This is a genomic window from Chryseobacterium foetidum (assembly GCF_025457425.1).
Classification (GTDB): Bacteria; Bacteroidota; Bacteroidia; order Flavobacteriales; family Weeksellaceae; genus Chryseobacterium; species Chryseobacterium foetidum.
The window spans coordinates 1,515,252-1,539,797 of record NZ_JAMXIA010000001.1 but is presented as its reverse complement, the minus strand read 5'-3'; the positions used below and the strand labels follow the sequence as shown (position 1 = coordinate 1,539,797).

Below are 24,546 nucleotides of genomic sequence, written 5' to 3'. Positions count from 1 at the left end.
TATTTACAAATCTAAAGATTTTTTTTGATAAAATTTGATGCAACTTACAAAGAGACAAAGCATAAATGTAATTTTCTCAGGAATTTTTTATTCCAAAAGTTTGATGATCTGCGGTTTTTCATACTTTTTTGCATAGTCCAGAGCGGTGTAACCTCTTTCCGTCTTAGCAGATTTGTTGGCGCCTTTTTCAATTAATTTTTTAGCAAATTCTGTATTTCCATATTTTGCCGCAAACATTAGCGGCGTTTTTCCGTCACATACTTTTTCAAGATCGGCATTATTGTCGAGTAGTTTTTGGAACATTTTTGGACGGTCAGCTTTTATCGCCAATGCTAAAAGTGAATACGATGCATCTTTGGTTTTATAGCAAAGGTTGATGTTTTCTTTATTAACAAGTTTGGCGAAGTCTTCGGTATCATCATAGCTGATCATTTTTTTATGCTCATCAGATAATTCCTGAGCTGATATAATGCTGAATGCTGCTATAGCAACAAGCGTAAATAATAGTTTTTTCATTATATAAAATTATTTTAAGGTTTAAATTCTAAAATATCTCCGGGTTGGCAGTCGAGTGCTTTGCAGATGGCTTCCAGAGTTGACAGTTTTACGGCTTTTGCTTTTCCTGTTTTTAAAATGGAAAGATTTGCCTGTGTGATTCCTATTTTTTCTGCGAGTTCCTGAGACTGCATTTTTCTTTTCGCCAACATGACGTCTACATTGATGATGATTGGCATAATTTAAATGGTTAAGTCGTTTTCTTCCTGAATTTTTCTCCCTTTTGCAAAAATTTCTTTCAGGAAAATAAAAATCAATCCGGTGATGATGAATAGAAATGGTGGCGTATAATCAAATCTTTGTGATGAGGTCAGTAAATCGATAGCAAGATGAATGCTTCCAAAAGCAATGAGCCCGAATCCCAGGATTTTAAAATTCTTCACCGCGCTTTCTGTGAAAAAATTGTCTTTGGAAAGTTCATTTAAAATTTTAAAAACAACAATTAAAATAAAGCAGAGAGACGCCAATCCTAAAAATGCTAAAGAAACTCCTTCAACTGAATTTTCTGTTGCCAGAACCATTTTTGTAAACGGATAATGAAACTGCACTATTTCAGATTTGATTTGCTTATTGTGGTTTCCATTAGTCCAACTGTCAAGTGATATGAATTGGTTGGTAGAGTAGGTAAAAGCGTAGACTGACATTAAACCTAAAATCCAGATTGAAATGAGTGTAAATCCTAGTGTATAGATTCCAAATGGATATTTCAGCCAATAGAGCAGGGAGTTTTTTCCTAAAAGTTTCATGATTTTAATTTTATGAAATATTGGTAAATAATTTTAAATGGTTAAATCATTTTCAGATTGTAATTGATATGCGTTTTGAAAAAATACCATTATGAAATAGGAGATTAGCCCTAAAAATGTAAAAGCAAAACAAGAGATTATCATTGAACTTTCAAGACCTGTTTTGAACAATATTTTTATAGATAGAATATAAACTGGCGCATAAATGAAATTGATTATTGAAAAAGCCTTTAGCTTTTTAATAATTTTCTTATTAAAAAGTGTTGGTTTGTTTAGTTCTCTAAATATTTTATAGGCAAAGAAAAAAAACAAAGTGGAGAACACATTTGTAAACACAGAGACAAAAGAAATTTTGCCATTGAGATACGTATGCACAAATTCTTTAAAAAATGGAAATCTAAATTTTAAATAGGTTTGAAGATCAGTGGGGTTGTCCGCCGGAGCTTTTCCCGTCTTAACCAAATTTGGTAGTAGATTTTCAGAGTAAGTGTAATTATACCAACCTATGCTTAACAAAAAACTCTTGTAAATGGTATATAATAAAAGAAATATAAATACTGATAAAAAAAGATAGGATAATCCTGTGGAGATAGATTTTGGTCCGATTAATTTCATTGTTTTAATATTTTATTATTGCAAATATATAATTAATTATCGTAAAAAAATAATTATTTATTAAAATTTAAAATATTTAGAACAAAAAAAATACCGAAGAAAAAATCTCCGGTATTCTGTATTTGGTTTTAATCGTTCTTACTTTCCACCAAGGAAACCTCCTAAGATATCTCCCAATCCGCCTCCTTGCTTGTTATTATTTCCGCCTCCGCCAAGAACGCTTCCAAGGATATCGCCAAGTCCGCCTCCTGAAGATTGTGCGCCACCGCCACCAAGAACGCTTCCTAAGATATTACTTAAAGGATCGCTTGATGCCTGCGACTGGTTCTGAGCATTACCCAAAATTCCTCCCAAAAGATCACCAAGACCGCCGGCTCCAACATTGTTTTGTTGTTTTTCTTTACCAATATAGCCCATGATTACCGGAGCAAGCATTGCTAAAATTGGTCCTATTTTATCCATAGAAATCCCTGTATTTTGCGAGAGATTATTTTCTACGGTATTTTTATCGTTTCCGAAAATGTGCGAAAGAATAGAACCGCCTTCACCCTGTCTTGCATCTGCCTGCGAAACGTCATCCAAGATACTTCCGTCGTGATCTTTATCTAAAGCGTTGTTTAGAGATTCTGCTTCCTTCGCATCCTGAGATTTGTTTCTGAGATAAGAAATTACTAATGGCGCAGCCACTGCAAGAAGTGCTAAAATCTGAGTTTTGCTTACTCCGAATTTGTTTTCTGCCTGCTCGGCAACCTGATTTCCTGTGTTTCCTGTTAAAAGGTCTAATAAACTCATATTGTGTTTAAATTTTATTGTTAGATGTCAAATTTAGTAAAAATAATGATTTGTGGTATTATTCTTTGAAGAATCTACAATTTCCTGATTTCCTTATCAGTGTACCCTTTAGATCTCAAAAGTTCTGCGTATTCTTCTGCTGAGGCCGTCATCCAGTTCACTGCTTCAGGCGCGGTTTTTTTATCGATAACAAATTCCATAATTCCTGCATTATCATTCATCCATGGTAATAAATAATAAGCTAAACCGCCTTTATAGCTTTTAAAATCATCAAACTCTTTTCCCTTATCCGTTTGTGCTGCAATCCAATAAGATAAAATGTAAAATGCTGGGATCACAAGTACGGCAAAAGAAATTTTTGGGAATAAATTCTGTCTGTGCATCAGCCCATAGCCAATGGCAATTGCGAAAATAATGTTGAAAGGCAGAAAAAACACATAGTTATCGGTAACTGCATAGAATGTTGAAAATCCGTACACGAAAAACGACGAGGTAAGGAAAACAAAAAACATTTCTCTGTTATTTTTATACAGCGTAATAATGCCAATAATCCCGAAAAAAATAAAAACTGTATAATTATAAAGAAGATAAAAAATAGATTTTATAAAATCTGTAAGATATTGACTGAGTGTTTTTTTGAAGGAGTCTTCCACCCATCTCCCTTGTTCTGATGAGTAGGGAGAATTTAATGATAATCCCTGAAAGTAATTCAAAACAAAAAGAGAAGCAAACAAAACCAAGAAAAGCAATAAAGACAATATAGCTTGTTTTCTGTACTTTCTGAAGAAAAAGATGAAAACCAGAAATCCGGGTATTAAAAGAACATTTTGAATGTGAACCCATAAAGAAATGCCTAAAAACAAACCACTGAGGACGATGTAGTATCTTTTATCCGTATAAAAACTTCTGATTGTGCATAGAAAAAAAAGAGAAATCCAGAGGCAGTTGTACGTGTACACTTCCGGAATTTCAGCATTTCTCCAGAAGCTGAAACTGAAACCAAAAATAACGGCTGCTGCAGCACTTGTTAAATGGTTTGCCTTCAAAGAAAGAACACTGAAATACACAAAAACCACAGATAAAGCTGCTGACACATTCACGAGAACTCTGTTAGCATCAATCCCGTTAAGACCAAAAATATCTTTAATTACAATTGCGGTGTTTACGTACAGAAAATGCGATGTAGCGGTTGCCGTAGTCGTAAATTCACCCTGCTCAGCTGTCAGTACAAAACCAACGCAGTCGGCAAAGGGAATTCGGGCGAAGCTGCCCCACGTGTAAATCCCAAGAAAAATTAAGAATAATAAAAGACCCGTAAAATACTTATTCATCAATCAATTCTTCAATATAGGAACATTTGAGCATGCCTCTCCAAACATCAGCGATTTCACGATGGGTTGAATTTTTTCCACCAGTTCTACATACGCATTTTCAGGAATTAATTTATCTGAACAGCCTTTCACCAAAACTCGTTTTCCTTCCATTTCAGAAAAATCATGATTGGTGATGGCGTCGTGCATTAAAATTATTTCTAAATTTTCAAGGTTTCCGAAAACGATTTTTCTGGTAACATCAGTCAGTTTGGCTGTAATTAAAAAGTACGCCCAAAGGGGAACGATCGCATCGGCAGAATTGTAAACATAAACAAATGAATCTCTGTAATCTTCAACGTTGATGGCAGCCACTTTTTCGCGAAAATCTTTTTCCTTTAAAACCATTTCCATGAAAAGAAAATCTTTCAGGTCAATCCCTTTTCTTGCGCCTTTCGGAACCAGATCGGTAAGGTCAAAATTGATTAGTCCGCTGGCGGCTACTTTATTTTTTATTTCAAATTCTTCTGACATTTTTAATCATTATCTTTGAAGCAAATTTACTCAATTATAATTTGAAATTTGAGGTTTGATATTTGAAATTTAGAAAATCAATCATCGCTCAGTACTCATTATTTATGAAATATTACATCATCGCAGGTGAAGCTTCCGGAGATTTGCACGGAAGCAATTTAATGAAAGCTTTAAAGGAAAAAGACGCCAACGCAGAATTCAGATTTTGGGGTGGAGATCTGATGCAGAAACAGGGCGGAACTTTGGTGAAACACTACCGCGACCTCGCATTCATGGGTTTTCTTGAAGTTGCGATGAATCTGAGAACGATTTTGAATAATATTAAAATTTGCAAAGAAGATATCAAAAAGAATAAACCAGATGTTTTAATTTTGGTAGATTATCCAGGCTTCAATCTTAGAATTGCAAAATTTGCCAAGGAACTGGGAATTAAAGTGGTTTATTACATTTCTCCCCAACTTTGGGCGTGGAAAGAAGGCCGCGTGGAAATCATCAGAAAATATGTGGATGAAATGATGGTTATATTGCCTTTTGAAGAAGAATTTTACCAAAAGCATAACGTAAAATCTCATTTTGTTGGCCATCCGCTTTTGGATGCCATTTCAAATTTAGATGAAATTAATGTTGATGATTTTAAATCTGAAAATGGTTTAAATGAAAAGGAAATCATCGCTCTCTTGCCCGGCTCCCGAAAGCAGGAAGTGGAAAAAATGCTGGAAATCATGCTATCTGTTCGTCCGCATTTTCAGAATTATCAGTTTGTAATTGCCGGTGCACCCAGTTTGGATAAATCTTTTTACCAGAAATATGTGGATGAAAATGTGCATTTCGTTTCGAATAAAACCTACGATTTGCTGAGGTGTTCGAAAGCCGCTTTGGTCACTTCCGGAACCGCAACTTTGGAAACTGCCTTGCTGAATATTCCCGAAGTGGTTTGCTACCGTGGAAGCAAAATTTCTTATGCCATCGCCAAAAGATTAGTCAAAAACATCAAATATATTTCGCTTGTGAATTTAATTATGGACAGGGAAGTGGTGAAGGAATTGATTCAAAGTGAACTTACAACAAAAAATCTTGTCAGTGAACTGAATTCTGTTACTGAAGGAGAAAAAAGAAGTGAGATGCTCATTAACTTTAAGCTTTTGAGAGAAAAATTAGGAGGAAAAGGAGCAAGTGAAAATGCAGCGGACATTATTTTAAATCTTAAAAAGTAGAAGTATTTTCACCTTCATATTCTAAAATTTTTTAACTTAGTTTGTTCAAACACAAATGATTTTGAACAGACAGCCTCTTTTGATTCTGGTTCTTTCTTTTATCCTCGGGATTTTCTTTCAGGATTATTTTTCTTTTGAACAGAATTCTGTTTATCTCATTTTAATTTTCTCATTAATAACTTCAGCATTATTTTTCCTGAAAAACCATTTTGTATTTAAGTCCAGGAATGTTTTTCTCACCACTTTGTTTTTCGGAATAGGGATTTCGTTTCACTTTTACAATAGTTTGCATGCTGGAAATTTAAATTTAAAGACAAACGAAACCATTGTTTTTAAAGTTTCCAAAAAATTAAATTCAAACGAAAAGTATAAAAAATATGAAGTTTCGGCTCGGGTAGGAGAAAGGTCGTTTGACGCAATTGTAAGTATTGGAAAAGATCAGAAAGAATTGGATTTTAATCATTATTATAGGGCAAAAGCATACATTGTTAAGCCAAAATCTCCCGAGCACGATTTTCAGTTTGATTATTCGAAATATTTAAAACGGAAAAATATTCATTATCAGTGTTTTGTTAATGATGAAATTTCTTTTGCTCCAAGAAATGATTTGAACTTAACAGAAAAAATCCGTCAGAAAAGGCTTGAAACTTTACAGGAAATTGATCGTTCTGAAATGAATTTCCGCAGCCGTGAATTTTTAAAGGGAATTATTCTCGCAGACCGCACAGAAATTGATTCCGAAACTGTTCAGGATTTTAACCGTTCGGGTTTGGTGCATTTTCTGGCAATTTCCGGAACGCATATCGTTGTTATTTTCGGAATGTTTTACTTTCTGATGATGAGGTTTTCGTCTGTTCAATTTAAAAAATACGCGATAGTCATCAGTTTACTGTTTATCTGGATTTTTGCTGTCTTCATCGGATTCGGAAATTCCGTAGTGCGCTCCTGCATTATGATTTCGGTATATTTTATTTATGTTTTGCTCCAGAGAAAACCGGATTTACTTCATTCTTTGGCACTTTCTGCGTTTATTATTTTAATCATCGATACGCAGCAGATTTTTGATGTAGGATTTCAGCTGAGTTTTCTCGCAGTTTTAGGAATTTATTGGTTGAATCAGCCGATTTTAAAATATCTTCCACGGCAGGATCATTACTTTAAAAAGCTCATTTTTAATACCATTTCAATTTCCATCTCGGCGCAGTTAGCAACTTTGCCCTTGGTTTTATATTATTTTCACCAGTTTTCTTTGATTTCAATTCTGGCAAATTTTTTCATCGTTCCTTTTTCAGAAGTGATTATTGTTTTTTCTTTTCTGATGACTGCGTTGATTGGTTTAAACTTAGATTTCGACTTTATAAATCTGATTTACGATTTTGTTATTCAGATTTTACTTAAAATCATTCACTGGTTTGCCGGTTTCGATTCTGTCTTTTTTGAAAACATCCCGATGAATCTGGCTGAGGTTTTTGTTTTGTTCGGAATTGTCTATCTGCTGAAATTTACACTCGATAAATTTAACCTGAAAAATATTTCAAATCTGATTCTCGCTGTATCCTTATTTTTTATAATCCGAATTTCATTCAATATTATTGAAAATCATAGAGATGAACTGCTGGTGCATCATTACAAAAAAGAAATAATCGTCTCGGTAAAAACGGGAAACCGTGTTCAATTTTGGCTGAATTCTGAAAATGAAAAAGATAAAATCCAACAGTATCTTATCAATCCCTACCTGTCAAACCGCAGAATCGAAGAATTTGAAATCAAGACAATTCCTCGTTCTTCCAAAATGGTTGTTTTCAAGGGAAAAACATATCCGTTAAAATAAACTGTGAAATCCTGAAATCTTATTGTGGAAAGGCTGTGATCAATCTTATTTAGAAAGATTACAAACTGTCTAATAGTGAGATTCATCAGTTTTTAGTCTTGTTAACATTTCTTAATTTTGTGGAAATTCAAATTAAAAGCTAATTATGGCAGGTTTAACAAGTTCTACTATAGGTAGGAAGTATGCAATGGCACTTTCGGCAATGTTTCTGCTGAGTTTCTTGGTGATACACGTGTCGTCAAACATCACATCGATTTTCAGTGTTGATGTTTATAATGAAGTAGCTCATTTTATGGGTTACAATCCTTTGGTTCAGTATGCTTTGCAGCCTGTGCTTACCATCGGGATTCTTTTCCATTTCATTATGGGATTCATCCTTGAAATCAAAAACAACAAAGCGCGTCCGATAAAATATGCCAACAACAACGGTTCGGCAAATTCTACATGGGTTTCCAGAAATATGATTATTTCAGGTGCTGTGATTCTGGCATTTTTTGCTTTACACTTTTACGATTTCTGGTTTCCGGAACTGGATTATAAATTTATTCAGGCCAATACACCTGACGAAACAAGATATTGGGACGAGCTTCACCATAAATTTCACGACATCTGGAGAGTGGTGCTTTATGTGATTTCATTCGTTCTTTTAGGAATGCACTTAGCTCACGGTTTCCAGTCTTCATTTCAGTCTGTTGGTGCAAGACATCCAAAGTACACGCCGGTAATCAAAGCTGTTGGTTTTTGGTTTTCGGTAATTGTTCCGCTAGGATTCATTATCATCGCAGTTTTTCATTACGTAACTCAATAATTTCAATATACTAATATGAGTAAATTAGATTCAAAAATTCCAGCTGGTCCACTTAAGGATAAATGGAAAAATCATAAAGACCATATGAACCTTGTTGCGCCTAACAACCGTGATAAAATTGATATTATTGTTGTAGGCACAGGTTTGGCAGGAGGCTCTGCAGCAGCTACTTTAGCTGAGCAGGGATATAATGTAAAGGCATTTTGTTATCAGGATTCACCGAGAAGAGCGCACTCGATTGCAGCTCAGGGTGGTATCAACGCTGCTAAAAATTATCAGGGTGATGGTGACTCAACATACAGACTGTTCTACGATACCATTAAAGGTGGTGATTACAGAGCGAGAGAAGCAAACGTTTACAGATTAGCTGAAGTTTCTGCAAATATTATCGACCAGTGTGTAGCACAAGGTGTACCGTTTGGTAGAGATTACGGCGGACAGTTAGATAACCGTTCATTTGGTGGGGTTCAGGTTAAAAGAACTTTTTACGCAAAAGGACAGACTGGTCAGCAGTTATTATTAGGTGCATATTCTTCATTAAGCCGTCAGATCGGAAAAGGAAGAGTGAAAATGTACAACCGTCACGAAATGCTTGAATTGGTAATCGTAGACGGAAAAGCAAGAGGAATTATCGCAAGAAACCTTGTGACTGGTGAAATCGAAAGACATTCTGCTCATGCTGTTGTTATAGCTTCTGGAGGTTACGGAAACGTATATTTCCTATCTACCAATGCAATGGGTTCAAACGTTTCTGCGGCGTGGAAAATACATAAAAAAGGAGCGTACTTCGCAAATCCTTGTTATGTTCAGATTCACCCGACATGTATTCCGGTTCACGGAACGCAGCAGTCTAAACTGACTTTGATGTCTGAATCATTGAGAAACTCCGGAAGAATCTGGGTTCCTAAGAAAATTGAAGATTCAGTAGCCATCAGAGAAGGTAAACTGAGACCTGAAAATATCAAAGAAGAAGACAGAGATTATTATTTGGAAAGAAGATATCCTGCATTCGGAAACCTTGTACCTCGTGACGTTGCGTCAAGAGCGGGTAAGGAAAGATGTGATGCCGGTTTCGGAATTGAAAATAACGATACTAAAGAAGGTGTTTACCTGGATTTCTCTACAGAAATTATCAAAAAAGGTAAAGAAGCCGCTATTGAAAAGCATATTCACAATCCTACAGATCAGCAGATTTATGATCTTGGAAAGGCCTGGATCGAGGAGAAATACGGTAACTTATTCGTAATGTATGAAAAGATTACTGCGGATGATCCTTACAAAACTCCAATGAAGATTTATCCTGCTGTTCACTACACAATGGGTGGTGTTTGGGTTGATTATAACTTACAGTCTACAATCCCTGGATGTTTCGTTGTTGGTGAAGCTAACTTCTCAGACCACGGAGCCAACAGATTGGGAGCTTCAGCGTTGATGCAAGGTTTGGCAGACGGATATTTCGTTCTTCCGTACACAATTGCAGATTATCTTTCTGCAGACATCAGAACAGGGGCAATTCCTACGAATACTGCTGAGTTTGATGCAGCCGAAAAAGAAATTAAAGACAAAGTAAACTTCTTCGTAAACAATAAAGGAACACATTCTGTAGATCATTTCCACAAACAGTTAGGACACATCATGTGGAATAAGGTTGGAATGGGAAGAACTCCGGAAGGCTTGAGAGAGGCAATTGCTGAAATCGATCAGGTAAAAAAGGATTTCTGGCAAAATGTAAAAGTAATGGGTGAAACTGAAGGGATGAACACAGAGCTTGAAAAAGCGTTCAGAGTTGCAGATTTCATCGAATTAGGACAGCTGATGGCTATCGACGCGTTGCACAGAAACGAATCTTGTGGCGGACATTTCAGAGAAGATCATGCAACTCCGGAAGGTGAGGCAGAAAGAGATGACGACAACTTCAAATATGTAGCAGCCTGGGAATATCAGGGAGATGATATCAAACAGGAAGTTCTGCACAAGGAAGATCTTGTTTACGAAAACATCGAAGTTAAAGCAAGAAGTTACAAATAATCTCCAACCTATAAATATAAAATTATGAGTGCAAAAAAAGGCCTTCATCTTACGCTGAAAATTTGGAGACAAAAAAATACTAAAACCAAAGGTCAGTTTGAGACCTATAAAATATCGGATGTTTCTACAGATTCTTCATTTTTAGAAATGTTGGACATCCTGAACGAACAGTTGATCAACGAAGGAAGAGAACCTATCGCTTTCGACCACGACTGTCGTGAAGGAATCTGCGGAATGTGTTCACTTTACATCAATGGTAGAGCTCACGGTCCGGATACAGGAATTACAACATGTCAGCTTCACATGAGAATGTTCAAAGACGGTGAAACCATCGTTATTGAGCCTTGGAGAAGTGCAGCGTTCCCTGTGATCAAGGATTTGATGGTAGACAGAAGCGCATTCGACAGAGTAATGGCTGCAGGTGGATTTATCTCGGTAAACACTTCAGGAAATACTTTGGATGCCAACGCAATTCCTGTTCCTAAAGAAGATGCAGACAAAGCAATGGATGCAGCGGCATGTATCGCTTGTGGTGCTTGCGTAGCTTCCTGTAAAAACGGTTCTGCAATGTTGTTCGTTGGAGCTAAAGTTTCTCAGTACGCTCTTTTACCTCAAGGTAGAGTAGAAGCGAAGAGAAGAGTTCTGAACATGGTGAAAGCAATGGACGAAGAAGGATTCGGAAACTGTTCAAATACAGGAGCTTGTGAAGTGGAATGTCCTAAAGGAATTTCTCTTGAAAATATCGCAAGAATGAACAGAGAGTACATGGCTGCTTATGCAGACAGAGGATAATCTGTTTTGAAATAAATTTTATAAAATCGTCTTCTCTTTCGAAGACGATTTTTTAGTTAAATCTTTCATAAAATAAGTTTAAACAGTATTCTCAGTTGATTTGAAAAACTTATTTTTGCCTAATTATTTAAAATCAAAAATGAAGAAATATCTTTTGTTATTTGTCATTGCAATATTTGTGATGTCTTGTTCAAAAAAAGTTGAGATCAAAGGAAAGATCGCAGGAAGTTCGCCTCTTGAAAGAATTGAGTTTGTAGAAGCTTCCGGTGTAGCTACTTTACCGTTAACCAACATCGGGTTAGATAAAGACGGAAATTTTACAGGAACTTTTGAAGCTCCTAAAGACGGAATGTACCTGATGAATTATGCAGGAAAGTCTAACCTTATTTTCTTAAAAGGTGGCCAGAATATTAATCTTTCAGGAAATTCGGCTACTTTTCCAAACGAATTCACGCTTACCGGAGATGGTAAAGCTGATAACGAATTTTATCAGGCTTGTCAGAAATTCTTAATGACTTACAGCCAGACGATAGATATTCAGACGCTTAGCAGCGGAACTGAAGCTAATTTCTTAAAAGGAATTCAAAAAATCGCATCAGATTTAAATAAAAACGTTGAAGAAAATGTAAAGAAATTCAATCCTGGAAAAGAGGTTATTGAATGGAAAAAGAATGATGTAAATACTGCAATTCTTAATGTAATGGCAGGTTACGAAATGTCTAAGAAACAGCAGAATATGGCAAATCCTTCATTCAAAGTTTCTAAGGCGTTTACAGATTATGAAAACAAACTTCAGGAAGATAAAGAAAAAATGGTGGCTTCAAGTCCGTATTTCAGACAGTATCTTCTACAAAAAGTGAGCATAGATTTCCAAAAGTTTGCTGAGGCTAAAGCGAAAGGAAAAACTGATGTTACCACTTCAGAACTTTTCAGTGATTTCCTTAAAACAAAGAAAGATCTTTCTCAAACTACCAAAGATTATCTTTTGGCTTTTGTGATTGCTCAGTCTGATATGCATTTGGGAACTCCTGCAAAAGCATCAGCTAAAATCTCAGAAATTATTGAAAAAGATATTAAAGATTCTTCAGTAAAAGAAGATCTTAAGAAAATGCAGTTTGCAGTAAATGGTGTTAAAATCGGTGAAGTTGCTCCTGATGTTAAATTAACTAAGCAGGACGGAAGCACTTTCAAACTTTCAGATAATGCAGGAAAACCAACAGTGGTAATGTTCTACGCTTCATGGAATCCTTATATTGCTGAAGGAACCGTTCCTGTAGTGAAAGAAGTGGTAAATTTCTACAAGTCTAAAATGAATTTCGTATTCGTAAATCTTGATGATACAAAAGATCAGTTCACAAAAACAAGCAAAGCAATGTTCAGCGGAGTAGCTGGTACCAATGTTTACGGAGATGGCGGTCTTAATTCTGATGCAGCAAAAAAATTCGGAATCTACGGGTTCAAATTACCTTGCTACATCGTAATAGACAAAGCAGGAAAAGTGGCAAGCAGACCTTACATGAACTTAGGCGAGCAGGAGTTGGTTTCAATTCTTGATAAGCAGACCGGATTGTCTGCACCAATGACTGCACCAAATCCTCAGCAACAGCAAATGTTGACACCAGAGCAAATGCAGCAGATGCAGGAAGTGGCAGCACAACAGGAGCAACAACAGCAACAACCTGCTCAGACAAAATAATGTAAATTTAAAAACAGATCAAAACCTTGTCTTCGGATAAGGTTTTTTTTATTTGTACTTTTGCAGACTGAAACTGAAAAGTTTCTGAAAGTTTATTAGAAAAAATAGAAATTTTACGGAGATAAAAATAGAAAGTTAGATCCGTAGCGATAGAGTTAGTTATGAGAAAGAAGAAAGACGTCATTCTTGAAAATATAAAATTATTTGCTGCAGGCGCAAAAGGGGTTGCCATAGGGAAAACGGAAGAAGGCAAAACCGTTTTGGTTTCAGGAGCGATTCCGGGCGATGTGGTGAATGCCAGAGTTAAAAAATCAAAGTCAAAATATTATGAGGCTGAAGTGAAGGAACTCGTTGAGAAATCTCCGTTCAGAGTTGAGCCAAAATGCATTCACTTCGGTGTGTGTGGCGGTTGCAAATGGCAGAACATGAGCTACGAAAAGCAGCTTGAAATTAAACAGGAAGAGGTTTACAACAATATTAAAAGAATCGGCGGCATAGAAAATTTTGAAACCGTTCCTATTTTAGGTGCTGAAGAGCAGTATTTCTACAGAAACAAAATGGAATTCTCATTTTCAAACGCACGATGGCTGACGCAGTACGAGATCAGTTCTGAAGAAAACTTTGGAAGCAGAGATGCTTTGGGATTTCATATTCCGGGCATGTGGAGCAAGATTTTGGATTTAAAGGAATGCTGGCTGCAGGAAGATCCGTCCAATGCAATTCGTTTGGCGGTAAAGAAATTTGCTGAGAACAAAGGACTGGATTTTTTCGATGTTAAAATTCAGAAAGGTTTCCTGAGAACTTTGATGATGAGACAAAACTCTAAAGGAGAATGGATGGTTTTATTCCAGCTTCACAGAGAAGAAAAAGAAAACCGCACCGAACTCTTTGATTTTCTTTTGGAGCAGTTTCCACAGATCAAAACTTTGGTTTACGCCATCAATCCAAAACAGAACGATTCCATTTATGATTTAGATGTTAAAACCTATTTCGGGGAAGGTTTCTTAATGGAAGAAATGGATGGACTGAAGTTTAAAATCGGACCCAAATCATTCTTCCAGACGAATTATAAGCAAGCCTTAGAATTATATAGAAAGACACTCGAATTTGCTGATTTAAAAGGTGATGAAGTCGTTTACGATTTATACACCGGAACCGGAACCATCGCTCAGTATGTTGCCAGAAATGCAAAACACGTTATCGGAATTGAATCTGTACAGGAAGCAATCGATGCAGCCATCGAGCACGCTGAACTGAATGGTTTAACCAACACAACGTTCTACTGTGGTGATATGAAAAACGTTTTCAACGACGAGTTTTTAGAAAATCATCCACCGGCAGATGTTTTGATTACCGATCCGCCAAGAGACGGAATGCACCAGAAAGTTGTTGAGCAGATCCTGAAATTAGCTCCTAAGAAAGTGGTGTACGTAAGCTGTAATTCTGCCACTCAGGCAAGAGATTTAGCTTTGATGAAAGATGATTATGACGTAGTAAAAATTCTTCCTGTCGACATGTTCCCCCAGACCCATCACGTAGAGAATATTGCATTACTTATCAAAAAATAAAAGCTAAATTTGAATTTTAAACAGATAATATCCGTTTTAAATTAAGTAAATGATTTTCTTTAATTTAAAAGCATGTTTAAATTTCATCAAAATTAATTTCCCCGACCCTAAAGGGAGTTAATTTTGATGAAATTTTCAGGGCATTTTTCCACCCTTTAGGGTTGGAGAAAAGAAAATGGACTTGAAAATTTGTTTTTTAATTATTTTTAAACAGACTCTAAAAGAGGTTAACGAATTCGGATAATTATTTAATTTGTAAAAACGGAAAATAATTTAAATCATAGAACTGAATGAAAAATGTGAAAAACATAAGCTTAGCAATGGCTGCCGCTGCCATGATGTTGTCAACGCAGACTTTATTTGCTCAGGAAAAAGATTCTGCCACTACAAAGAAAGAACCGGCTGCTGCTGGTGCGAAAAAGGAAGATGATAAAAAGAAATCTCCTATAAAGCCTTATAAAGAAATCATTACAGATAAAGCGGTTTCAGACGACGGCGTTTTCACGGTTCATAAAGTGGATGATAAATATTACTTCGAAATTCCGGATTCTGTATTGAAAAAAGAGTTTCTTCTCGTAACAAGACTAACCAAAGCCGCTGCAGGAATGCGTTCCGGAATGTCGGGTTATGCAGGTGACCAAATCGGGCAGCAGGTTGTCGCTTTCGAAAAAGGTCCGAAAGACAAAATTCTTTTAAGATCAATTTCGTTCGTAGATTATGCGAAAGATTCTACTTCAGATATGTACAATTCGGTCACGAGAAACAATGTTCAGAGTATCATCAAATCTTTTGATGTAAAAACGTATGGAGTCAACAAAAAGACCACTGTCATTGAGGTGACGGATGTTTTGAATGCTGACACCGAACTTACTTCATTTTCCGTTTGGGCAAAAGATGCTTTCCGTGTTGGAGCTTTCCAGAAAGATATGTCTTTCGTCAATTTTGTGAAATCTTATCCGACCAATATTGAAATTAATACAACTAAAACTTTCGCCAGAACTTTAGGTAAACTTTCTCCTGAAATGGCAAAAGATGCTCCTAAAATCAGTGGAAATTATACTGTTGAAGTAAATTCTTCATTCGTTTTACTTCCTGAAAACAAAATGCAGGCAAGATACTTCGACCCTAGAGTTGGATATTTTGCTGTCGGATACACAGATTTCGATTTGGATCCTCAAGGTGTAAAGAAAGTTTCTTTAGTTAAAAGATGGAGACTTGAGCCTAAGCCTCAGGATTTGGAAAAATATAAGAAAGGTGAACTGGTAGAACCCGCAAAACCAATTGTTTTCTACATCGATCCGGCAACTCCGAAAAAATGGGTTCCTTATTTAATTCAGGGTGTGAATGACTGGCAGAAAGCGTTCGAAAAAGCAGGTTTCAAAAATGCCATCATCGCAAAAGTTCCTGATTTAAAAACAAATCCGGACTGGAGCTTGGAAGATGCAAGATTCTCTGCGATCGTTTACAAACCGTCAGATGTTCCCAATGCTTCCGGACCTTCAATTTCAGATCCGAGAACCGGTGAAATTCTGGAAAGTCATATCAACTGGTATCACAACGTCATGCTGTTGTTGAGAAACTGGTATTTCGTACAGGCTTCTCCGAACGATCCAAGAGCGAGAATGGTGGATTTCGATGATAAACTGATGGGAGAACTGATTCGATTTGTTTCTTCTCACGAAGTTGGTCACACTTTAGGTTTGAGACATAATTATGGTTCAAGTTCGACTGTTCCAGTTGAAAAACTGAGAGATAAAAAATGGGTTGAAAAAAACGGTCACACACCATCAATCATGGATTATGCAAGATTTAATTATGTTGCACAACCGGAAGACAACATCAGCGATGCTGGAATCATGCCGAGAATTGGTGACTACGACGACTGGGCTATTGAATGGGGTTACAGAAGATTTAATGAATACAAAAGTCCTGAAGCTGAAAAGGAATTTTTAAATAAATGGGTCATTAAAAACCTTAAAAATGATAGACTTTGGTTCGGAACGGAAACTAATCCTTTCGACCCGAGATCTCAGAGCGAGCAGGTGGGTGACAACGCCATGATTGCAAGCACTTATGGAATTAAAAACCTGAAAAGAATTGTAGACAATCTTGAAAAATGGACTGAAAAACCAAACGAAGATTACGATAACCTCGGAATGATGTATGATCAGGTGGTGACTCAGCTGAAGAGATATTCCGGTCACGTTTCAAAATACATTGGCGGTGAAATGGAAACTCCTAAAAATGTAGAGCAGTCGGGAGCTGTTTACGAGCCGGTTACTAAAAAAGACCAAAAGGAAGCGATGAAGTTTTTAGATGAAAACATTTTCACGACGCCAAACTGGTTGATTAAAAAAGAAATTTTCGAGAAAACAGGAAAAACCCCTGCAGGAACAGTTTCTGATGTACAAAACGGGGTGCTTTCGAGAATTTTAAGCCCGATGGTTTTACAGAAAATGGCTCAGATGGAAACAGTTGATCCAAAAACCTATACTTTGATCGAATTGTTTTCAGATTTAAATACTTCAATTATCAGAAAAGATAATCCTGATGTTTACGTGAGAAATCTCCAGAGAAGCTACATAGATCAGCAGATTAAACTGGCAGATTCAAAATCTTTCGATAAAACTGATGTTTCGGCGATTGCAAGAGGAAATTTAAATTCAATTAAAAAAGAATTGGCAGCAAAAACAGATTCAAATACGGTAAATAAATACCATTACGAAGATTTGGTTTTCAGAATAGAAAAAGCTTTAGACCCAAAATAAAATGAAGCAGTTTTTTAAATATACTTTCTTAATTTTTTGTCTCGGAACTGCTGTAAGTTGCGGTGGTGACGACGATATCTGTGAAAGCGGTGAAGGTACTCCCAGAATGAAAGTGCGGTTCAGAAACGCTGGAGGGCAGCTCAGAACAGTTGACTCTCTTTATCTGAGAGTAGACTACGGAACGCGCGTGGTGGATTTCGGCAGAACAACAAACGCAGATTCGCTTTTAATTCCTTTAAGAGTAGACGATGCAGCATACACGGATATGTATTTCAAGACCAGAAGAGCCGAAACTGAATCAAAGGTCAGAGTAAATTATACCACGACTGCGACCTACGTTTCTCCCGGATGTGGCGTAAAAAAAACGTATCAGAATGTAAATTCACAGTTGGTAACTCCCGGGAAGGTGCTTTCAGTAGCAAACGGACAAAACTTTATTGAAAATGAAGACAAGACTAATCTTTTCCTTACTTTTTAGTGCGTTCGCACTGCAGTTTTCTGCTCAGAATAAAAAGGAAGAAGTAGTAAAAGAAAAATGGAAATATGAACCCAACTTTATGGTTGGGGTAGACGTTCTGAATATTACGGTTTCGTTTTTCTCAGACCGTCAGCTTTTTCAGGGTTTTATTTCATCAAAAGTGAAGGGAAATACGCATGCCCTGATTGAAGCAGGTTTTGAGAAAAACGTGTATCAGAAGAATGGTTATGATGCAACTGCCAACGGACCGTTTGCGAAAATTGGTGCTTTTTATATGCTTGCAAAAGACCGTGAAAATGAATTCAACGGATTTTATGCCGGTGGAAAAGTAGCGGGATCATTTTATAATCAGGAATACAAAGCAATTCCGGTGAGAGGTTTCGGTGGAAGCAGCGCAAGTGTTTCTATGCCTGCATCATCACAGTCTTCATTTTGGCTGGAAGGTGTTTTGGGCGGAAGAGTGCAGCTTTTTGAAACCAATTTCTTTATTGATGTCACGATGCAGCCAAAATATTTGATTGCCACGTCAAAGCAGGATGACGTAGAACCTATGATTGTTCCCGGTTTCGGAAAGAGTTCTAACAGTTTTAATATGGGATTTTCCTGGAGTCTGGCTTACAAATTTTAAAATAAAAAAAGGGTGGAATTATTTTCCGCCCTTTTTCATTCCCACAGCATTTTGGATGCTCATATATAAATCTCTCAGCTGCTGCGGAGGATTCCCTGAGTCAAATTCTGCAGAGCTGTAGGTTTTACCGTCTTTCTCAATTGTGATCACTGAAGCCATAGCAGCATCGCTGTATCTTTTGGTTGTAGGTGAAGGGTAAGTGCTGATTTCTGCAAGATTTAATTCAGCAGTTTGCTCAGAAACAGACTTCCATTCCAAATCGGATAAGATTTTGCTTTCAACAGCACCATTCTTATTTGTTTCCACTTTGCCAGGAGTAATAGTAAAAAGGCGCTGTGTTCCTCTGGTACTTTCAGACAGCGAAATACTTTGAATTAAAGCTTTGCCTGCCACAGTTTTATCGTTATTCGTTTTTCCTCCAACTTCTTTGCTCGTATTACAACTTACTGTTAATAATAAGCTAAAAGCTAAAGCGACGTAATTCTTCATAATATTTTATTTTGTGAAAATTATTGTAAATATAGGATGGTTTTCTCATTTTTTTTAAATAAAGTATTAAAAATTTTAATCTAAATGGAAAATAAATTATATTTGCGAAAGTAAAATAATATTTGTTATGATGAATAATTCTACAATTTCAAGAGTAGTTTTTTTATTCTCATTTATCGTTTTTGCCACAGTTTATGGACAAAAGGATAGTAAGAATAATAAATTAGAGCTTGGAAAAGTGTATACAGTAGATCAGCTGAGAGACATGAATGGTCTTATACGCTGTTCTTCCACCGAGTATGAGAAAGACCTTCAGGCTAAATATCCTGAAAGAATGTCCGATACTGAATTCGAAGCATGGCTTGCACCATTGATTAAAAATTCTGCTGCAAAATCACAAAATGGAGATATCATTACTATTCCGGTGGTAGTGCACGTAATTCACTCTGGTCAGGCTTATGGTACAGCTCCCAATATTCCTGACGGTCAGGTGACTTCACAAATTACCGTAATGAATGAAGACTTCAGAAGAATGTCTGGTACCCGTGGATTTAATACTGTGGCGGTAGGTGCTGATACAAAAATCCAGTTTGCTTTAGCAAAAGTGGATCCGAATGGAAATCCTACTCATGGTATTGAAAGAATCAACATGTGCCGGGCGTCTTGGTCAATGGATGATATTAATAATATAGTGAAGCCAAGCACAATTTGGGATCCTACACAGTATATGAATATGTGGAGTGTGAATTTCTCCAACACTCAGTTGCTGGGCTATGCACAGTTTCCTTCAAATTCAACTTTGGCAGGTTTGGATCCAAATGGTGGTGTGGCTACAACTGATGGAGTAGTGGCAGGTTACTGGTGTTTTGGTAGTGCAGATTACGATGATGGAACATTTTCATTGGCAGACGACGTTGATTTAGGCCGTACAATGACGCACGAGGTAGGTCACTTCTTAGGATTAAGACATTTATGGGGTGATGGGCCATGTGCAACAGATTACTGTAATGATACACCGTTCTCATCCAATGCAGGAAATGCTCATTATATCTGCAATCCAAATCAGGACTCATGTCCAACACAGCCAGGGTTAGATATGGTGAGAAATTATATGAACTATACATATGATCTTTGTATGAATATTTTTACAGTGGATCAAACCGCTAGAATGATTACAGTGATGAATAATTCGCCGCGAAGATCAACGCTTAAAACATCCACAAAAGATGTTGCGATACCACTATTTGCTAATGATGCGGAGTTAAAAGCAGAGAAATTTTGCAGCACTGCTACATCTTGCGGAGCTTCGGCTGCTGTCTCTATTCCATTCAGTTTATATAATAGAGGTACATCAGCACTTACATCGGCTGTAATTTCTTACAGCGTAAATGGTGGTGCTGCTCAGACTTTTAACTGGACAGGAAATCTTGCTCAAAACAGATATGCTATTGTTTCTCTGCCAGCTACACAAGGTTCAACTGTAACTGCACAAATAATTTCTGTTAATGGGACCACAGATGCGAGAGCTGGTAATAATAATGCATTTGCTGTAGCTGGTGGTTATACAACTACACCAATTGCTGCTTCTACTGCTGTTACTTTTACTTTCCAGCCAGATTTTTACGGTTCTGAAACTTCGTGGACATTAAAAAACAGTGCTGGAGCAACTTTGTACTCTGGTGGTAATTATTCAGATGGTGTTGCTAATGGAAATCAGATAGTTTCTATGCCAGCTTTAGTAACGCAAACGTGGAATTTAGTTCCAGATTGCTACGTCTTTACAATTAATGATACAGAAGGAGATGGCATTGTAGTTTACGGTTATTATTATGTGAAAGATGCAGCAAATAATATATTGATTTCAGAAGGTGCAACAGATTTTGGATTTACACAATCTAAATCATTTAAAGTGCTGGTTTTGGATACCAAAGAGGCAAATGGTGTGGTAAATAGTAAAATCCAAATATATCCTAATCCTGCTACAGAAGTTTTAAATGTAACTAAAGTTTCAGATAAAGCCAAGTATGAAATTCACAATGCAGCAGGTCAGTTGGTCAGAGCTGGTAATATCAGTAACAATCAGGTAAGAGTAGCCGAATTGGTAAAAGGAACCTACATTATTACCGTGAGAGATAAAGGAATTTCAGAAACATTGAAGTTTATCAAAAAATAATTAATAAATTTTAATTTATTATAGTTAATTAACCTCCGAATTTCGGAGGTTTTTTTGTGTTATTGATAGTTATAATTTAATTATTATGTTAAATCAAACAAATCGTATTATCAATTGTGAGATAATGCTTACATTTGAGATTCAAAAAAAATTTACAAATAATTCAAAAATAGTTCATTCTATGAAAAAATTGATTACTGTTTTGTTTTGTAGCGTGCTGGGAGTTACAGCTTCTGCGCAATGGACGAAGACCTCTGCAGCGTCAGTGGCTGGCAAAAGATCGTCTACTGTAGAAGCTGCAACAATAGGTGAATACTACAAACTGGATCTGAACTTACTAAGATCAAAATTAAAAAACGCACAGGACTCTGGCCCCAATGCTAAGCCTGTAGAAATTTTAATCCCTACCTTGCACGGAAAGATGGAAAGATTTGCTGTTTACAGCTTTCCTGTAATGGTGAAGGAGCTTGCAGACCAATATCAGTTGGGATCTTATTCTGGTGTAGGTTTGGATGATCCAACCAAATTGGTGAGATTCTCTCTTTCTCCCAATGATTTCCAGTCGATGATAAGTCACAATGGCAGTTATGAATTTATCGATCCACAGGATACTGCAAAGACGGTTTATTTAGTTCATCCTAAATCTGCTGGCTCAGATAAGGTGTTCCAGTGTAGTACATCAGAAAGCCCGGTAGCTGTTGCACAACTTGAAAAACTTAAACTTCCTGGTCAGTCTTTCTCTCATCAGCCTGGTGATTTTTCCAAGATGTCTGATAAGAAATACAGAACAATGAGACTTGCAATCTCTGCTACGGGAGAATATACTGCCTTCCATGGCGGTACTGTGGCAAGTGCACTGGCTGCAATTAATGCTACAATGACGAGGGTGAACTTCGTTTTTGAAAAAGATCTTGCATTGCATTTAAATATCCAGAATTATCCTGGAATTATTTATACAGATGCTGCATCTGATCCGTATACAGGAAATCTTAATCTTCAGTTGCAGTCTGTTTTGACAGCAAATGTGGGTAACGCAAATTATGACATAGGACACGTCTTTAATGCCGCTGGTAACAATGGCAATGCAGGATGTATTGGCTGTGTATGTATCGCACCTACAACTGCTGTTCCAAGAGGGAAAGGTTCTGCCTTTACGCAAAGCACAAGTCCGGTAGGAGATACTTTTGATATTGATTTTGTTGCTCACGAAATGGGGCATCAGCTTGGAGCGAATCATACTTTTGCTCATTCTCTAGAAGGGGCAGGAGTAAACATGGAGCCGGGTTCCGGGTCAACTATTATGGGGTATGCAGGTATTACCGGCGGCCCGAATACCGATGTTCAGATGAATTCTGATCCTTACTTTCATGTAGCAAGTATTGTACAGATTCAGAACAATCTTATCGCTAAAACTTGTGATATAGAAACTACAATTGCCAATAATGCACCGGTCATTGGAACGTTGCCTACTTACACTATACCTAAAGGAACTGCTTATGTACTTACAGCCCCGGTTACAGATTCGGAAAATGATCCACTTACCTATACATGGGAGCAGTTTGATGCAGCAGATGTGTTAGCGAATGTAAATGACGATCCGATTACTGCAAGTAATTTAGGAACAACCACATTCGGTGCTTCTTTCAGATCATTTGCTCCTGTTACAAGTCCTACACGTTATTTTCCAAAACTTTCTTCAGTATTAAACGGTGTTCTAAACAATTCAAACAGCGGATGGGAGTCTGTCTCTAATGTAGCAAGAGAATCCAATTTTGCTATTACGGTAAGAGATAATCATCCTATACCTACGCAGCAGCAGACACAATCTGCGATACAGACCATCAATGTAGGAGCTGACGGACCTTTTAAATTAACAACCGGTGGATTTTTATTCAGCAATGCTGCCAATGTAATTACATGGGACGTTGTTAACACAGCAGCCGGAGCTTATAACTCTCCAAATGTAAAGATTGATTATTCTACAGATAATGGTGTTACATGGACAGTTGTTTTGGCATCAACATCTAATGACGGGACAGAATCCATCGCTGCTTTGCCTGCGGCACTAAATGGACAGACTGTTGCTCTGAGAATTTCTTCTATAGGAAATGTATTTTACGCTTTAAAGAAAATGACGGTTGCGGCACAGGTTGCTTGTGGCACAGCAATTACAGGTGTTGTTGTGTCAAATATAGGCCCATCAGGTGCTACTGTAAGCTGGCCTGCAGTTTCTGGTGCCACTTCGTATGTTATCCAATACAAGAAAACGTCGGTAACTACATGGCAACAAACAACTTCTACAACAAGCACGGTTAATATTTCAGGTCTTTCTGATAATACTGCCTATGAAGTTCAGGTCGCTGCAGTATGTGGAACACAAGGGCCTTTCTCTGCAAGCACAAACTTTACCACTGCTACAATTTCGTATTGTACAATCACGGCAACTAATGCTACGCAGTTTGAATACATTTCAAATGTTACATTGTCATACAATGGCACGCCTTTGTTGAATAATACTTCAGGACCTTCAAATTACACAAATTACACAACCAATACTGCGCTTCAGACTACGGTAGCAGCAGGAAATACCTACGGGTTGTCAATCACTGTAGGAACTCCGGATTGGGATACCTCGGCAGTCTTTGTTGATTTTAATGCGAACGGTATTTTTGAAAGTACGGAAAGAGTGTTAAATTATCCAACCGCAGTTCCTACTGCGCCTATTACTGGATCATTTACAGTTCCGGCCTCTGCTGTAATAGGTGTTCCACTTAGAATGAGAGTCATCCTGTATTACGCAGGAGCCGCAAACGCTGGATTGTCTTTAGGCGGCACCTTTGCGGGCTGCGGCACATTTGGCTATGGTGAAGTAGAGGACTATAATTTATTAATTCCATCTTTAAGTACCAGCGAAACTTCTCTGGTTAAAAACAATATTCAGATTTATCCTAACCCTGCAACTGATGTTCTAAATATCACAAAAGTTTCTTCAAATGCAAAATATGAGATTCACAGTGCAGTGGGACAATTGGTGAAATCAGGATCAATTAATGATAATCAGGTAAGAGTGGCCGAATTGGTAAAAGGTACATATTTGATTACAATTAGAGATAAAGATCTTAAAGAGACGGTTAAGTTCATTAAAAAGTAATATTTGTCTAAATTCAATCAAAACCTCAGAAATTTCTGAGGTTTTTTATTTTGAAATATTTTGATCAAACCGCTTGAAATACTTGAGTATTTTTAATTGAATAAAATTATTGTTTATTATTCAAATGGTATTTCTTGCTTTTGCTAAAATTTCCGTAAAAAAATATATGCAGTCTTAATGATAATCATTTAAAATGTTTAGATTTGTATTTAATATACAATTTTATAGCATATGAAGAAATTCTTTACAATTTATTCTTTTCAACCAATTAAAATTTTTAAAGCAGGTTCTCTGTTTTAAGACATTCAAAACAATTTTATCATCAAAACTATGTACAATTCTTGTGATCCATTTGGATATAATATTTAAA

At 36.8% G+C, this 24,546-nt stretch carries 20 protein-coding genes; 12 read left to right on the top strand and 8 right to left on the bottom strand.

Annotated elements, in window-relative coordinates; translation table 11 throughout:
* Nucleotides 1–87: 87 nt before the first annotated feature.
* The 7 genes from NG809_RS07200 to NG809_RS07170 all read right to left on the bottom strand — a co-directional run bounded on the left by NG809_RS07200 (nt 88) and on the right by NG809_RS07170 (nt 4,552).
* On the bottom strand, nt 88–516 hold the full coding sequence (locus tag NG809_RS07200; RefSeq protein WP_262149326.1) for an ankyrin repeat domain-containing protein: 429 nt from the start codon (nt 514–516) through the stop codon (nt 88–90).
* A gap of 14 nt (nt 517–530) precedes the next feature.
* Nucleotides 531–734: a helix-turn-helix domain-containing protein gene (locus NG809_RS07195; RefSeq protein ID WP_056035798.1), complete on the bottom strand. Its 204-nt coding sequence runs from the start codon at nt 732–734 to the stop codon at nt 531–533.
* A 3-nt stretch (nt 735–737) separates the two neighbouring features.
* The gene (locus NG809_RS07190; protein WP_262149324.1) at nt 738–1,301 is read right to left on the bottom strand and encodes a DUF2975 domain-containing protein; all 564 of its coding nucleotides are present in this window, start codon (nt 1,299–1,301) and stop codon (nt 738–740) included.
* A 33-nt stretch (nt 1,302–1,334) separates the two neighbouring features.
* Nucleotides 1,335–1,916 (bottom strand): DUF2975 domain-containing protein, encoded by a 582-nt coding sequence (locus NG809_RS07185; RefSeq protein ID WP_262149322.1) that lies wholly within the window; start codon nt 1,914–1,916, stop codon nt 1,335–1,337.
* 138 nt (nt 1,917–2,054) lie between these two features.
* Nucleotides 2,055–2,708 carry a DUF937 domain-containing protein gene (locus tag NG809_RS07180; protein ID WP_262149320.1) on the bottom strand — a complete coding sequence of 218 codons (654 nt, stop codon included), beginning with the start codon at nt 2,706–2,708 and terminating at the stop codon, nt 2,055–2,057.
* 74 nt (nt 2,709–2,782) lie between these two features.
* A complete protein-coding gene (locus tag NG809_RS07175; protein WP_262149319.1) occupies nt 2,783–4,039 on the bottom strand; it encodes a DUF2723 domain-containing protein in 1,257 nt (418 codons plus the stop codon).
* Between the two features lie 3 nt (nt 4,040–4,042).
* Nucleotides 4,043–4,552, bottom strand: a complete 510-nt coding sequence (locus NG809_RS07170; RefSeq protein WP_262149318.1) for a DUF2480 family protein — start codon at nt 4,550–4,552, stop codon at nt 4,043–4,045.
* A 104-nt stretch (nt 4,553–4,656) separates the two neighbouring features.
* Between NG809_RS07170 and lpxB the strand changes: the two genes are divergently transcribed.
* From lpxB to NG809_RS07120, 10 genes are all read left to right on the top strand, one after another.
* Nucleotides 4,657–5,766: a lipid-A-disaccharide synthase gene (gene lpxB / locus NG809_RS07165; protein WP_262152562.1), complete on the top strand. Its 1,110-nt coding sequence runs from the start codon at nt 4,657–4,659 to the stop codon at nt 5,764–5,766.
* A 55-nt stretch (nt 5,767–5,821) separates the two neighbouring features.
* On the top strand, nt 5,822–7,597 hold the full coding sequence (locus tag NG809_RS07160) for a ComEC/Rec2 family competence protein (RefSeq protein ID WP_262149317.1): 1,776 nt from the start codon (nt 5,822–5,824) through the stop codon (nt 7,595–7,597).
* Nucleotides 7,598–7,742: 145 nt separating this feature from the next.
* Nucleotides 7,743–8,405: a succinate dehydrogenase cytochrome b subunit gene (locus NG809_RS07155; RefSeq protein ID WP_262149316.1), complete on the top strand. Its 663-nt coding sequence runs from the start codon at nt 7,743–7,745 to the stop codon at nt 8,403–8,405.
* A 15-nt stretch (nt 8,406–8,420) separates the two neighbouring features.
* Entirely contained in the window at nt 8,421–10,433 is a 2,013-nt protein-coding gene (locus NG809_RS07150) for a fumarate reductase/succinate dehydrogenase flavoprotein subunit (protein WP_262149314.1), read from the top strand.
* Nucleotides 10,434–10,457: 24 nt separating this feature from the next.
* Nucleotides 10,458–11,225, top strand: coding sequence for a succinate dehydrogenase/fumarate reductase iron-sulfur subunit (locus NG809_RS07145; protein WP_262149313.1), 768 nt, complete (start codon nt 10,458–10,460; stop codon nt 11,223–11,225).
* A 139-nt stretch (nt 11,226–11,364) separates the two neighbouring features.
* The gene (locus tag NG809_RS07140; RefSeq protein WP_262149312.1) at nt 11,365–12,921 is read left to right on the top strand and encodes a TlpA family protein disulfide reductase; all 1,557 of its coding nucleotides are present in this window, start codon (nt 11,365–11,367) and stop codon (nt 12,919–12,921) included.
* Between the two features lie 161 nt (nt 12,922–13,082).
* Nucleotides 13,083–14,489, top strand: a complete 1,407-nt coding sequence (gene rlmD / locus NG809_RS07135) for a 23S rRNA (uracil(1939)-C(5))-methyltransferase RlmD (RefSeq protein ID WP_262149310.1) — start codon at nt 13,083–13,085, stop codon at nt 14,487–14,489.
* A gap of 299 nt (nt 14,490–14,788) precedes the next feature.
* Nucleotides 14,789–17,257, top strand: coding sequence for a zinc-dependent metalloprotease (locus tag NG809_RS07130; protein WP_262149309.1), 2,469 nt, complete (start codon nt 14,789–14,791; stop codon nt 17,255–17,257).
* Nucleotide 17,258: 1 nt separating this feature from the next.
* A complete protein-coding gene (locus NG809_RS07125; RefSeq protein WP_262149308.1) occupies nt 17,259–17,735 on the top strand; it encodes a DUF6452 family protein in 477 nt (158 codons plus the stop codon).
* A complete protein-coding gene (locus NG809_RS07120) occupies nt 17,701–18,363 on the top strand; it encodes a DUF6048 family protein (RefSeq protein WP_262149307.1) in 663 nt (220 codons plus the stop codon). Before NG809_RS07125 ends, NG809_RS07120 begins: the two co-directional genes overlap by 35 nt.
* An 18-nt stretch (nt 18,364–18,381) precedes the next feature.
* On the opposite strand, the gene NG809_RS07115 is transcribed toward NG809_RS07120, so the two are convergent.
* Complete coding sequence (locus NG809_RS07115) at nt 18,382–18,852, bottom strand: hypothetical protein (RefSeq protein ID WP_262149305.1); 471 nt, start codon at nt 18,850–18,852, stop codon at nt 18,382–18,384.
* 127 nt (nt 18,853–18,979) lie between these two features.
* Between NG809_RS07115 and NG809_RS07110 the strand changes: the two genes are divergently transcribed.
* On the top strand, nt 18,980–21,025 hold the full coding sequence (locus NG809_RS07110; RefSeq protein WP_262149303.1) for a M43 family zinc metalloprotease: 2,046 nt from the start codon (nt 18,980–18,982) through the stop codon (nt 21,023–21,025).
* Nucleotides 21,026–21,206: 181 nt separating this feature from the next.
* Nucleotides 21,207–24,176, top strand: a complete 2,970-nt coding sequence (locus tag NG809_RS07105) for a reprolysin-like metallopeptidase (protein WP_262149301.1) — start codon at nt 21,207–21,209, stop codon at nt 24,174–24,176.
* Nucleotides 24,177–24,546 lie beyond the last annotated feature (370 nt).

Excerpts from the sequence above, each read along its gene's own strand:
- NG809_RS07200 (WP_262149326.1), bottom strand. The coding sequence starts at position 516 with ATGAAAAAACTATTATTTACGCTTGTTGCTATAGCAGCATTCAGCATT.
- NG809_RS07195 (WP_056035798.1), bottom strand. The coding sequence starts at position 734 with ATGCCAATCATCATCAATGTAGACGTCATGTTGGCGAAAAGAAAAATG.
- NG809_RS07190 (WP_262149324.1), bottom strand. The coding sequence starts at position 1,301 with ATGAAACTTTTAGGAAAAAACTCCCTGCTCTATTGGCTGAAATATCCA.
- NG809_RS07185 (WP_262149322.1), bottom strand. The coding sequence starts at position 1,916 with ATGAAATTAATCGGACCAAAATCTATCTCCACAGGATTATCCTATCTT.
- NG809_RS07180 (WP_262149320.1), bottom strand. The coding sequence starts at position 2,708 with ATGAGTTTATTAGACCTTTTAACAGGAAACACAGGAAATCAGGTTGCC.
- NG809_RS07175 (WP_262149319.1), bottom strand. The coding sequence starts at position 4,039 with ATGAATAAGTATTTTACGGGTCTTTTATTATTCTTAATTTTTCTTGGG.
- NG809_RS07170 (WP_262149318.1), bottom strand. The coding sequence starts at position 4,552 with ATGTCAGAAGAATTTGAAATAAAAAATAAAGTAGCCGCCAGCGGACTA.
- lpxB (WP_262152562.1), top strand. The coding sequence starts at position 4,657 with ATGAAATATTACATCATCGCAGGTGAAGCTTCCGGAGATTTGCACGGA.
- NG809_RS07160 (WP_262149317.1), top strand. The coding sequence starts at position 5,822 with ATGATTTTGAACAGACAGCCTCTTTTGATTCTGGTTCTTTCTTTTATC.
- NG809_RS07155 (WP_262149316.1), top strand. The coding sequence starts at position 7,743 with ATGGCAGGTTTAACAAGTTCTACTATAGGTAGGAAGTATGCAATGGCA.
- NG809_RS07150 (WP_262149314.1), top strand. The coding sequence starts at position 8,421 with ATGAGTAAATTAGATTCAAAAATTCCAGCTGGTCCACTTAAGGATAAA.
- NG809_RS07145 (WP_262149313.1), top strand. The coding sequence starts at position 10,458 with ATGAGTGCAAAAAAAGGCCTTCATCTTACGCTGAAAATTTGGAGACAA.
- NG809_RS07140 (WP_262149312.1), top strand. The coding sequence starts at position 11,365 with ATGAAGAAATATCTTTTGTTATTTGTCATTGCAATATTTGTGATGTCT.
- rlmD (WP_262149310.1), top strand. The coding sequence starts at position 13,083 with ATGAGAAAGAAGAAAGACGTCATTCTTGAAAATATAAAATTATTTGCT.
- NG809_RS07125 (WP_262149308.1), top strand. The coding sequence starts at position 17,259 with ATGAAGCAGTTTTTTAAATATACTTTCTTAATTTTTTGTCTCGGAACT.
- NG809_RS07120 (WP_262149307.1), top strand. The coding sequence starts at position 17,701 with ATGAAGACAAGACTAATCTTTTCCTTACTTTTTAGTGCGTTCGCACTG.
- NG809_RS07115 (WP_262149305.1), bottom strand. The coding sequence starts at position 18,852 with ATGAAGAATTACGTCGCTTTAGCTTTTAGCTTATTATTAACAGTAAGT.
- NG809_RS07110 (WP_262149303.1), top strand. The coding sequence starts at position 18,980 with ATGATGAATAATTCTACAATTTCAAGAGTAGTTTTTTTATTCTCATTT.
- NG809_RS07105 (WP_262149301.1), top strand. The coding sequence starts at position 21,207 with ATGAAAAAATTGATTACTGTTTTGTTTTGTAGCGTGCTGGGAGTTACA.